The sequence below is a fragment of the Scandinavium sp. UTDF21-P1B genome (genome assembly GCF_040750395.1).
Classification (GTDB): domain Bacteria; phylum Pseudomonadota; class Gammaproteobacteria; order Enterobacterales; family Enterobacteriaceae; genus Scandinavium.
This window is the reverse complement of the sequence record NZ_JBFLVD010000020.1, coordinates 112393-124021: the sequence shown is the minus strand read 5'-3', so window position 1 is coordinate 124021 and position 11629 is coordinate 112393. Positions and strand designations below refer to the sequence as shown.

The 11629-nt window shown below is 51.4% G+C and carries 9 protein-coding genes and 5 pseudogenes; 5 read left to right on the top strand and 9 right to left on the bottom strand.

All coding sequences use genetic code 11. The features are described 5' to 3' along the window. Positions 1–29 precede the first annotated feature (29 nt). From AB1287_RS17655 to AB1287_RS17635, 5 genes and pseudogenes are all read right to left on the bottom strand, one after another. Positions 30–1150, bottom strand: a protein-coding gene (locus AB1287_RS17655) for an IS3 family transposase (protein ID WP_435618614.1) whose coding sequence is annotated in 2 segments (ribosomal slippage) — positions 30–892 and positions 892–1150 — 1122 coding nt in all. Because the reading frame shifts where the segments join, the coding sequence is not laid out codon by codon here. 203 nt (positions 1151–1353) lie between these two features. Next, positions 1354–1968 (bottom strand): fertility inhibition protein FinO, encoded by a 615-nt coding sequence (finO, locus tag AB1287_RS17650; protein WP_435618613.1) that lies wholly within the window; start codon positions 1966–1968, stop codon positions 1354–1356. Between the two features lie 192 nt (positions 1969–2160). Beyond that, positions 2161–3585 (bottom strand): annotated as a pseudogene (locus tag AB1287_RS17645) (conjugative transfer relaxase/helicase TraI domain-containing protein); the annotation flags it as partial. 248 nt (positions 3586–3833) lie between these two features. Further along, the gene (locus AB1287_RS17640) at positions 3834–3953 is read right to left on the bottom strand and encodes a type I toxin-antitoxin system Hok family toxin (protein WP_435618624.1); all 120 of its coding nucleotides are present in this window, start codon (positions 3951–3953) and stop codon (positions 3834–3836) included. Next, a complete protein-coding gene (locus tag AB1287_RS17635; RefSeq protein ID WP_435618612.1) occupies positions 3910–4050 on the bottom strand; it encodes a DUF5431 family protein in 141 nt (46 codons plus the stop codon). The genes AB1287_RS17640 and AB1287_RS17635 overlap by 44 nt, the downstream gene beginning before the upstream one ends. Positions 4051–4648: 598 nt before the next feature. On the opposite strand from AB1287_RS17635, the gene AB1287_RS17630 reads away from it, so the two are divergent. Next, complete coding sequence (locus AB1287_RS17630; RefSeq protein ID WP_435618611.1) at positions 4649–4804, top strand: hypothetical protein; 156 nt, start codon at positions 4649–4651, stop codon at positions 4802–4804. Positions 4805–5389: 585 nt separating this feature from the next. On the opposite strand, the gene AB1287_RS17625 is transcribed toward AB1287_RS17630, so the two are convergent. Both AB1287_RS17625 and AB1287_RS17615 read right to left on the bottom strand, forming a co-directional pair. Beyond that, positions 5390–5602 carry a hypothetical protein gene (locus AB1287_RS17625; protein WP_435618610.1) on the bottom strand — a complete coding sequence of 71 codons (213 nt, stop codon included), beginning with the start codon at positions 5600–5602 and terminating at the stop codon, positions 5390–5392. Between the two features lie 413 nt (positions 5603–6015). After that, a pseudogene (locus AB1287_RS17615) lies at positions 6016–6391 on the bottom strand (antirestriction protein ArdA); the annotation flags it as partial. 192 nt (positions 6392–6583) lie between these two features. Here AB1287_RS17615 and AB1287_RS17610 point away from each other — a divergent pair. From AB1287_RS17610 to umuC, 4 genes and pseudogenes are all read left to right on the top strand, one after another. Continuing rightward, positions 6584–6894 (top strand): annotated as a pseudogene (locus AB1287_RS17610) (SOS response-associated peptidase family protein); the annotation flags it as partial. Positions 6895–7683: 789 nt separating this feature from the next. Next, complete coding sequence (locus AB1287_RS17605; protein WP_435618623.1) at positions 7684–8121, top strand: SOS response-associated peptidase family protein; 438 nt, start codon at positions 7684–7686, stop codon at positions 8119–8121. Then, positions 8072–8401: pseudogene (locus AB1287_RS17600) on the top strand (S24 family peptidase); the annotation flags it as partial. The gene AB1287_RS17605 and the pseudogene AB1287_RS17600, both read left to right, overlap by 50 nt. Then, positions 8401–9367, top strand: a pseudogene (gene umuC / locus AB1287_RS17595) (translesion error-prone DNA polymerase V subunit UmuC). The pseudogenes AB1287_RS17600 and umuC, both read left to right, overlap by 1 nt. Positions 9368–9448: 81 nt before the next feature. On the opposite strand, the gene AB1287_RS17590 reads toward umuC, so the two are convergent. Next, positions 9449–10423, bottom strand: a complete 975-nt coding sequence (locus AB1287_RS17590) for a ParB family protein (RefSeq protein ID WP_435618608.1) — start codon at positions 10421–10423, stop codon at positions 9449–9451. Continuing rightward, complete coding sequence (locus AB1287_RS17585) at positions 10423–11628, bottom strand: AAA family ATPase (RefSeq protein WP_435618607.1); 1206 nt, start codon at positions 11626–11628, stop codon at positions 10423–10425. Before AB1287_RS17585 ends, AB1287_RS17590 begins: the two co-directional genes overlap by 1 nt. Position 11629: the final 1 nt, after the last annotated feature.

Here is an 11629-nt window from a genome sequence, read left to right as displayed (position 1 = left end):
TGACCTGCCCCCAGTATTAGACACAACCATCAGTTAGTAATGTCGGTTTGTTTACCTTCACATTTTCCATTCCGCCACCGTGCTGCAAACTCTGATGGCGTCTGATAATTCAGTGCTGAATGTGGACGACACTCGTTATAATCCTGCCGCCAGTCATTAATGATTTTCCTGGCGTGAACGATATCGCTGAACCAGTGCTCATTCAGGCATTCATCGCGAAATCGTCCGTTAAAGCTCTCAATAAATCCGTTCTGCGTTGGCTTGCCCGGCTGGATTAAGCGTAACTCAACACCATGCTCAAAGGCCCATTGATCCAGTGCGCGGCAGGTGAACTCCGGCCCCTGGTCAGTTCTTATCGTCGCCGGATAGCCCCGAAACAGTGCAATGCTGTCCAGAATACGTGTGACCTGAACGCCTGAAATCCCGAATGCGATGGTAATTGTCAGACACTCCTTCGTGAAGTCGTCCACACAGGTCAGGCACTTGATCCTGCGACCGGTGGCGAGCGCGTCCATGACAAAATCCATCGACCAGGTCAGGTTCGGTGCCGCCGGGCGGAGCAGCGGCAGACGTTCTGTTGCCAGCCCTTTACGACGTCGTCTGCGTTTTACGCCCAGCCCGCTCAGATGATAAAGGCGGTACACGCGCTTGTGATTAACATGAAGGCCTTCATGGCGCAGTAACTGCCAGATGCGGCGGTAGCCAAAACGCCTGCGCTCCAGTGCCAGCTCAGTGATGCGCCCTGATATATGCGCATCAGCCGCCGGACGCTGAGCCTCATAGCGGCAGGTCGACAGGGACAAACCTGTAAGCCTGCAGGCACGACGTTGCGACAGACCGGTCGCATCACACATAAACTCAACGGCTTCCCGCTTCTGGTCTGTCGTCAGTACTTTCGCCCCAGAGCCACCTGAAGTGCCTCCTTATCCAGCATGGCTTCGGCAAGCAGCTTCTTGAGTCTGGCGTTCTCTTCCTCAAGCGACTTCAGGCGCTTAACCTCGGGAACCTCCATACCGCCATACCTCTTGCGCCAGGTGTAAAAGGTGGCGTCGGAAATGGCGTGCTTGCGGCAGAGCTCACGGGCAGAAACTCCGGCTTCAGCCTCGCGGAGGATACTGATGATCTGTTCGTCGGAAAAACGCTTCTTCATGGGGATGTCCTCATGTGGCTTATGAAGACATTACTAACATCGCGGTGTATTAATCAATGGGGAGCAGGTCATATTGTCTGAAGACGGCCTGTGGCCTGCACCAGTGATGTGGCATTTGTGCTGTCCGATAGGCCAAATGTTGCAAACTCATTCACTCTCAGTCTGATTACGGTTTAGATGGACAACGACGCTGGACGGCGGCGTTAGGCCTTTATGGTATGGAGTTCAGATGCCTGTTTACGCGCACGCCTGGCATGCTCCTGTGCTTTACGCGCCCGGGCAAACATCGCTTCATCGGCGGTTATTGCGGCCACTGACTGACCATTTGCATTTATCCGCCATGCCCCGACAGTCATCGCATCGAGATACTCATCCGAGCGGGTAATCGCAGCAAGGCACTGCTTCAGCTTTTTGGTGGAGAGTCCCAGTTCCCGCCGCCTGATATCTTCAAGCAACGTCTGACGAATATTCACGGCCAGTAGCTGGGGTTTCCCCTCATCGACCAGACCCGGCCAGTGTGCCCGAAGGAGTGATATCGCCTCCTGCAGCGGCATCTCTTTCCGGTATATCTGACGCGAGACACCTTCACTTTTATCTCTCGGAGCTCCTGTCAGCTGCTGTTCCTGTTCCGCCTTCCTGGAAACCTGGGCTTTTTCTTTCAGTGCCTGCTTTTTCGCTTTCCACGCCAGTGGTGAACTGACCACGATCCTTTTTTTACACATCACTTTTAGTGCAGGTTTTGTGCCCGCATCTGATGCAGGACTTGCTGGCTCAGTCGAACGCCGTAACGTCAGAGTCGGCCGCCTCTGCTCTTTCATCTTCCCTCCTGATAGCCACATATATCTTATTGCGCATACTGTACCTCATCTGTCACCGCTTGCCGTTACATAGCTACCAACCCCAGAGCAGCAAGATGTACGGTATAGACCAACGGGAAAAATTCGCTTGGCCAGAAGCGTGGAATCAACCGGCAGCTGCGGCTCAATATCGTAAGTGTCACTCCCGGAATTTATCTCTTCGGCCCGTTTTTCCAGTTCGCGTTGCAACCCGGCTTCCTGTGCCTGCACTTCAGGAGGAATTTTCTCCCCGTGCTGAGTACCAGTGTTTTCCGGCAAATTGTCCCCCCATACGCGGCCACCGGTAATTGCACCGGGATTCCATGGTCGTTCCTCACCTTCAAGGCGTACCACGACACCGCTTTGCGGATTCTCCCGCGCCAGGCGGACGGCCTCCGCCATGTCCCGAGCAAGCAGGGATTCACCATTCTGACTCAGCTGTAGTCCGGCAAACCTGGCCTCGTAGCTCCCCAAAATTCGGCCATCATTGCTTAACCCACGAAGTTGCCCGTCAGCCGGGAGCAGAGAGCTCAGCCACACGCCTGCTGGCTTCCCGTTGCCGTCAAATGCCGGCAGTGCCACATGGGGCTGCGGATACTTACGCCCGGGTGAAATAAAGCGAGCCATCGTGTTGTCCTGGATGAGCCCGGCCTGACGCAGCACAGCACGACCGGCCGCCACTTCCCACAATGGCTTTGCTGTTCCCATCAGCCGGGCAGCATTGCTGACCGCCCGGTCATTCCGGGGCTGGAGAATATCGTGCGCTATACTCCTGGCCTGAGACTTCTCCATCGCCGCAATCCAGTTTTCACGGTTATCGGTATACACTTGGGCATGCTGTTTCATTCGGCTCAGCGCCACATAAGCGGATTCGAAGCTCACCATCTGTTTACGCACGCCCTCAGTTCCCAGCAGAGAGATAGAGAATGGTTCACTTGCACCCTGAGAGCCGTTAACGGTGACGGCATAAACCAGATCGATATGCTGCTCCGCACGTTCGCCCGAAGGCGTCAAGGTCCGGGTCTGTTTGCCATCATTTAGCGTGACACTGTCACCCCTAATATCACTCACTGACCAGACACTGTTGGCAACAAAGCCCCGCTCGTTATCGCTTTTTGAAAATCGCATCCGGTCACCAACAGACACGGTGATGGAGTTCTGTCGGTACAGGGTGACGCCCTCAGTGGCAGCCTGTGAGGGAGACCATTGGCGAAGACCACCTTCAGCATCTTTCAGGGTGACCAGATGGGCCTGAGTATCCAGGTCATTTATCCGGTAGTACGTGTTATCCAGCAGTACCAGGCTGTCACGCGCATCCTGCCATGTTGCCATCCGTCTGAGTTCTCCGTCGCGAATATTAGCGGGGGTGAGTACCGGTAATGAAACCTCTTTTTCCCCCAGTTCACCGGCCTCTTTACGGGCATCATGGATCATCGAATTCACCTCGTGGCGATCCGCATTCAGGGCCGTGATAACAATGGTCTGAGCCTGCGCATCCGGAGTGCGTCCGGTATAGTCACGCACGATAGCTTCCAGCAGAGTTGCCAGCTGCTCCCCGGGTTTTAGATGTCCCGCTTCCAGTGCCTTGCTGACTGCCTGCTCCTGTTCAGAAACGACGCTCCAGGCAGACTGCCGGGACAGCTTTTCTGTCGTTTTTTGCTCCGTCTGCGCGGAGTAAACCCGGCCGGAACGGACGGAGAGCCGAAGGGGCATGGGTTATTCTGAAAGGCTTCCAGACGGAAAAAGGGCCTCCCTGTAAACAGGGAAGCCCTTCATAAAGGAGCTTTTGGCTGAACCAGACACACCAGATTACCTGAAAAGGCGGGGTTTCCCCCGCCTGCAGGTTGCTACTTACCGGATTCGTAAGCCATGAAAGCGGCCACCTCCCTTACTCCGTCCCGGTAGCGTATTTCGCAGAGCGATTTACGGGTCAACCAGGTAAACATTAACAACGTGAAACACACGATGAGAACGCACCAGATAAGGGTACTTCGTGGCAGTTTCATAGCCTTCTTCTCCTTGCCTTTCGGCGGGTAAGAGGCTACTCTGATGTTGTCTAGGCATTAGAGATGGGCCTCGGGTTAATTGAAAAATTACTCGGGGCTTTCTTCTTTCTGCCACACAACAAAGGTAACAAACCACCTGAACATCATGAGGCAGAAAGCCTCAAGCGCCGGGACAGATAATACAACGCAACGGCGGCTATTCACAGCACCTCAAGAGCTTATAATCTGGCCATAAGGAAATGATCAGCGATCATCTCATGAACCTTCCACAAGTGTGGTGCCAGAAATGAGATGTACCTGCCGCACTCCCTGCATAAAATTATCTCCTGAACGTCCGGTGTTGTGCTCATCCTTTTTCTTCCTGAAACAGCCTGAATTCTGCCGCCACAGCAGCCATCAACAGATCGGCTGTGGTATCAAAGCGTCTGATTATATTAAACAGTTGAGGCGGGTTTACGGTATGATTTGAGGCGCTGGCATGAACATCCGGCAGGTGCAACGGCGCGGGGGAACTCTTTCTCTCGCGGCCACCTTGCGTCAGAAAGAGAAAACCCCCGCTGTTGCGATGTTAAACAGGCAACTAACGGGGGTGATCCATGATACTCGACACATCAAGGATAGCCGCCAGCGTTTGCCATTGCAAGCAGGGCTATCGCATGGACTTTCTGAAGACCGTGTTACTCGTGATTCTCATACACATACTGGCGCCACTGGTGGTGCGTTATGTGGAGGTGAATTTCCCGATTAATCGCACTTACGAAGTGCAACACGGCAGGGAGGAAGCCAGCGACAGAACCGATCTGCACTGGTAATGTTGCGCCTTAGACGGCCCCGTCGGAAACGGCGGGGCTTTCTTAACGAGCCGGGGCGACCTTCAGTCGTTCTCCTGCATCCGCCAGGCAAGGTATAAGTAAATACCCACGAGAGGTCCTGCCAGCAGAGCAATATTCACCATCATGGTGTCAAGTACACTACCTATCCCGTCCGGATTGCTGTTCCCGTTCCCCAAAACGCCAGTTTCATGCCAACGCCCCAGATGAAAAACAGTACGCCAAGCACAGGAATGCCTCACTTGATAAGGGGCGCAAGCAGCCTCTCCAGAAAATCTGGCGGGTCATTCCACGTTATAAACAGCGGTATCAGTGAACAGATTACAACACCGGCGTAAAACCACGTGGTATCGATGCCTTCGGGAACCGCATAATGCGTGATAATCATAAAAAACGCATTTAACAGAAAAACCAGTATCCAGTACCTCATCTAAAATCCCTCTTCAACCTTTGATATTCTTGGTTCGCTATCCTGTAGCCATTTGCCCAAAGGCAGTGACATCTATTATGCCAAATATCTATTTCGACGGTAGTCATCACGATCCATACCTTCTAAACAGATAGTGATCACTTAATCATTTTGATACCCCGCCTGAACGCATCCAGACGGCACTTCATCTGTTTCGCACCCGTCTTCGGATGAGCACAACTCATATTCCCGTCAGGGCATGTGTTGATGATTCTCATCATCACGTCATCGAGTATCCCGGCCTGTTTGAGGGCTATTTCAACCAGTACTTGACGTAATGCCCTATCATCCTTTGGCTTATCATTGATCATATGAAATTGACCTCCTGTGCATGCATCATTCCCCTTCTGGTGCTTTCTTCCAGTCGTCTATCTCCGACTTCATGAGGGAGATTTGCCCCCGACAGCCTCAGTCAGATTGCCGATTTCATACTCCAGCGCACCGCTCAGGCCATCCCACTCTGACGACATGTCCTGCAACTTTTTGAGCATGGTGTTCAGCTTTCTGATTTGGCTACGCGCTGTCTTAATTTCCTGCGATCTGGGGTTACTTCTCATCGCGCACCTCCCTGCACGGCAGCTTGTTCGGGAGCATCCACTCATCGAGAGTGATGGCCTGACTGTTACGCTCCCGACCGACACGGCGCACCTCACCCATCACGGCCCACAGTGGACAACCAGACCAGATGTACTTCTCCATTCCCTGAAGTGACGGGGGTCGTTCTATCCATGCCCATATCCATGGCATAATCTTCCTCGCTTTCCGCCTCGCCGCGGTACGCATCATCAAACGCGTCATAGTCGCACTCCCCGGAATATTCCGCCCAGGCGATAAAAGCGGCTTCCCTGCCCTCTTCTTCAGCGCGTTTCCAGGCGGCGATAAAATCCCAGTCAATGGACGATTCGGAAGCAAACTGCGACGGAATGCCCTCCCAGAAATTCTGCATCCCATTCATCGGCATGGAGCGCCTGGCAGGCTTCGTAAAAATCTTCACGGCCATCAAATTCTGTCAGGTCGAACCATTTACCGAAAATGCTGCCGCAGTTGTATTTATGGTATGTGCCGACGTAGACAGCGGGTGTGGTGGTTGATGTGCTCATAAATAATCCTCCGTGGTTAATGTCGTGTGCGTTCCGGCTTACGCCGTGCCGACACGACAGCCGTCACCCGGCTATAGTAGAGGCACGGCATACCCCGCGATGGCAGGAACAGGGAAAGCGACCTATGTTCGGAACAGAGAACAGCTTACTATTCCGGATTTCGCATGCGGAATCTGCCACAGGAGGAGCAGCATGTGCGGACGATTTACGCAGTACAACACACTCGAGGAGTATCTGGCCTTTCTCGGCGAAGAAGCAGACCGGGGCATTCCGTATGATCCGGAGGCCATTGGTCGCTATAACGTTGCCCCACCCGGGTATTACTGCTGAGTGAACACGATGCACAGCTGAATCTCGATCCAGTTCACTGGGGATATGCGCCGGAATGGTGGAATAAGCCAGCACTTATCAAAGCCCGATCGGAAACTGCCTTCAGCAGCCGGATGTTCAGACCACTCTGGGAGCGCGGACGGACCATTATTTTTGCCGACGTCTGGTATGAACGGGTGCGACGTAAATTCACATAACTTATTGTTATTAATTAACTTAATTTCCAAACCTGACACCCCATCGGCAGTACCCTACGAGGTAGGGCGGACTGGTAACGGGCCGTCTAAAAGACCTCGGACAATGTAGCCTTCACCTTAAGGTGAGTGTCATTATCGTGAGGCGATGACATGCCTGCGAGCATCTACGCGGGTCGGTGCTAGGGTGAGCATATGCGAACCTCATTTTACTATCGTCAACCAAGAAGGATCCAAAGATGCTGACAGGATCTGAATATGGCCAGGGCGGATGCTCTATTCTAGCCCGCTATGGGCACAACGGCCGTCGGTAGCCAAGAGGAACCTAAACCACTCTTGTCATTTATGTGGAACACGGTAAGCCCAAATAGCCCCTTATTAAGGAAGCAACCCCGTAAGGGACTCAGATGGATTAAAAAGCAATACTTCACTCAGGTGAGAGCGAGGAACTGTATATTCAACGGTTCTTATCGGGACACAGTTACAGGACAAATGGCAACTCTGAGACTAATACGCTCAGAGCATCAAAATTGTCCGTCACAGACTCGTCGCATCTGAGCTTAATCCATATGATTCGGACTGGACAGACTACTTTCGGTCCAGCACCATACGACTGGCAGTACCTGCTGTATCACTTCTTAGTGGTGTTTGATAAGGCTGAGCCGTGTGAGCTGGAAACTCTCACGCACGGTTCTTAGAGTGGCGTCGAAGGTAAATTCGGCGTCCTACTCGCCGTGCAGCAAAACGGTGTGAAACAGCCGTTTTTTTATTCATCGTAAGGACAGGAACCCGCTGTTACTCGCTGCCATCAGACGACGTCCGTTCGGGAACGATAACAATCAGGAGGGATTCCTCATCGTGACAGTAGCTGCCGATGAGGGTCTACTGGATATCCATGACCGGCGTCCGGTAGTGTTCATACCTTCGGCCGCACGCCCGTGGCTCACTGAAAGCGTCACCGGAAGGAGGTGGTGGATATTGTCCGTGATAGCAGTCTTGCTGCAGACGACTTCATTTGGCACCCCGTCAGTCGCGCTGTCGGTAATCCGAAAAATCCGGGACCAGAACTCATCATGCCACTTCCTCAGTGATCCGGGGTTTACCAGTATTCATACACAGGGTTATGCACCATTTCTGTGGATAACTACAACTCTTTTATGTCGAAGCAGAGCTGGACCTCAACGAGCACTGCATTCAACGGCGTAGCTCGACCAATTTTGTTCACACACTGGGTGACTAGATGATCGACATTGGTCTCTGTCGGGGAGATTTGATGATCGTGGATAAAGCCGAAAAAACTCAGCATGGCGATATTGTCATTGCTGACGTTGACGGTGAGTTCACGGTCAAACGCTTGCTCCTGACACCTCGTCCTGCGCTGTAGCCGATGAGTCCGGCCTACCTTCCCCTCTGGCCCGACCCGGAATCGTCACAAATTTTCGGCGTTGTCACGGCCTTCATTGACAAAACACGGGGTAGCAGCTGATGTTTACCCTGGCGGATGTAAACAGCTTCTATGCCAGCTGCGAAAAAGTTTTCCGGCCGAACCTGCACCACATGCAGTCGTTTCGTTGACCAATAATGATGGCTGCGTTATTGCCCGCAGCGCGGAAGCGAAACGGCTGTGGACTAAGATAGGCATTCTGTGTTTCCAGCTGAAGGCCATGCAGTTTCCTGAAAGGGTCGCGGCGTTCTCCAGCAATTACGCGTTGTATGGGGGACATATCTGCGAGAGTGATGGCGTATCTGGAGGAGCTATCACCACGGGTCGTGCAATACAGCATTGACGAGATGTTTCTGGATATCAGTGGTATCGACAACTGTATCAGTTTTAAGGACTTCGGACGCCAGTTGCGCGAGCGCGTTAAATCAGGGAGAGGGTTGACGATCGGCGTGGGATGGTGTCCACATAAAAGCTGGCCAAGAGCTGTCAATAGGCAAGCAAAGAGTGGCCACAATTCGGAGGGGGCTGGCGATTTCGCATGCGAAATCGGAGCGGGGGAGGGAGCTCTTGTCATTGTAGCCGGTTGAAGAAGTCTGGGGGCGTCGACGGATATCGAAGAAGCTGAACGCTATAAGTATTAAAACTGCGAACCAGCTGGCCCAGACGAATTACACTTTCATCCGTAAAAACTTCAGTGTGGTACTGGAGCGGACTGTTCGGGAGCTGGACGGAGAGAGCTGTATAAGCCAGGAAGAAGCACCGCCGCCGAAACAACAAATCATGTGTAGCCGGCTATTTGGGGAGAGGGTCACCACACTAGAGGGGATGCGTCAGGTGCTATGTCAGTACGCTGAGCGGGCTACTGAAAAACTTCGCGTGGAACGTCAGTACTGTCTATATATTTCGGTATTTGTTAAAATCGCGCCGGAATGGCAGATGAAACGAGAGATGCTTTCACCTGCTTATACAACACACTGGTCAGATATTCCTGCAGCGAAACTGGCGTGAAATTTTGGCGATTTCACCTTGAAATTCTTGATATAAACTGTCTAATTACAATAAGTTAGATGTGAAATCGCCGTGGCGAAATTATTGACTCAAATGTCTGTCAAGGACCTCGTTGATAGCCTTGTCCAGTTCATCCAGAACCACTTTTGACATACGGCTAAACTCATAAGTCAGCGTGCGCCCTTTCACACGCTTGCGCGCGAACTTGTCCTTTTCTTCAAAGGTCCAGAGTGGGGAAATCACTGACTTTTCCTTGGGAGGTGGAGCTATCAATGCCTGAGATGCCTGAGAAATCAGCTTCAGTATACTGGCTTTCTGTTCGTCTTCTGGTCGCTCATAATCACTCAAAATTGCATCATGCTGATCTGAGACAGACTGAATGAGCTCTTCTGACGTTAAACCTTTTTCACTGAGTTTTTCATTAACTTCTAAAAGAATTTTGTAGTCACTAAACGACAGCTCCGACTGAACCGGGAACAGAGAAATCAATTCTTGCGGTACTGCCGCCGCCTGTAGCGCCCTGGTGACCTTAGCCTGGGATAACCCCTCCAGTTCAGCAATTTCCTTTTGATTGAATCCAGACTCTTTCAAAGCCATCAATCTCAGGCCGATCTCGCGAAGGTTATGCTCTTTAGCAGTCTGGATATCTTTAGCCAGATGGCAAGCTTCATCAGCTGATAAATGTTCATCGGTAACCATTACATCAAGGCCTGTACGAATATAAATCGCTGAGGCTCGCCGTCTTGAACCATCCAGTATCTCAATCCTTTCACCTTGCTGAATACCAATACAGGGGAAGAATTGCTGAAACTTGATCGTCTGGATAATGGATTTCAGGGACTCCCTGGTCAGAGCAAGTTGATCTCTTCCGTTGGTTTCCTGGTTTACGAAGGTCTTACTTTCAACCTCCGATGCAGGTACCCGAACAAACCTGAACATAACCTTCCTGCCGGTTTTTAAGGTAAACACCTGACTTCTCCCGGTGTCAGTCATCTCGACCATTGACGCCTGGGTATTTAACTGTCTGCCGATAGTTTTTCTTTTCTCATTCGACATCACATACCTCCGTTAGTACGAATGAACTCAATGCGATCAAATACGGCCTTCGCAAAGTCTTCAGCTGCTGATTTTGCGCTTTTAAGTGCCTCTGTGCTTCCATCATAGGTTGCTGGATTTGCAGAAATAACTGTATCAAAAGTCTCCCCACAGCGTTCGAAACCATCCAGTCTCGGCAGAACCATGTCTAGCATATCGGCTCCGAATACCTCTTTGGCCTGACTATGGCAAATTTTGTGATCAGACTTGTTCAGGATTTTGGACATGAAACCGACATTCCCGATGAGATTGCAGGTGTGTCCATCTTGTTCGATCGAATCAATGAGGGCAGGGAGGCTGGCCACAAACTTCAGGGAAGAATGAAAATCAACCGTCGCCGGTGGAAGAGGGGTCAACATCAGGTCTGCCGCTCCAATGCAGTTTTTCAGGAACGCATCGAGGTGAGGACCACTATCAAGGAAAATAAAATCGTAGTCATGCTGAAGCTTGTCGATAATGTTCTCTTTAAGCACCGCATGAATATTTTTCCCTGGCAGATGTTCTTCGCACAATCCCTTCCAGCTTTCAGCAAGGAATGCATCGTCAATGGAAGCGGGAATTACATCAACGCCCGGGATAATTGACGGCACTATAAAATCGGAAAGTAACTCTTCACGAGACACGTTCTGGAGCATAGCCTGAGCAGCCGTATTTTCAACCAGGCCCACTGAATTCTCATGGCTCAGGAACATTGTCAGAGATGCCTGCGGATCGAAATCGATGGCCAGAATACGCAGGTCTTCAAACAGAAGCTGAGGATGAGCCCGAAAAGCATGTGATAATGAAGCGGTAGAAACTGTCTTGGAACCACCACCTTTAAGATTACATACAAAAATCGTAAAAGCTTTGTCGAAGCGATCCCTGTACTTAGGTACTTTTCGATGGAAATACAGATCGATGACATTCTGAATCGTCATTGCGTACTTCATCGTATTGCCGGAAGGTTTCTTTTTGAAAATGTAGCCACCGGCTTCCATTTCGGTCACAGCATACTCCACACTGCCTTTACTGAGCTTAGGCAGCTTATACAGGGCGGCTTTGCTGTATTCCTGATAGAACTCGGTAAGCTTCAATTCTTCTTTTTGCTGGCGGATACTTTCGCTCAGAGATGTCAGAAGTTTACCTGCACGTGTGGCGACTTTCCGTAACTGCTCAATATTTTCCATT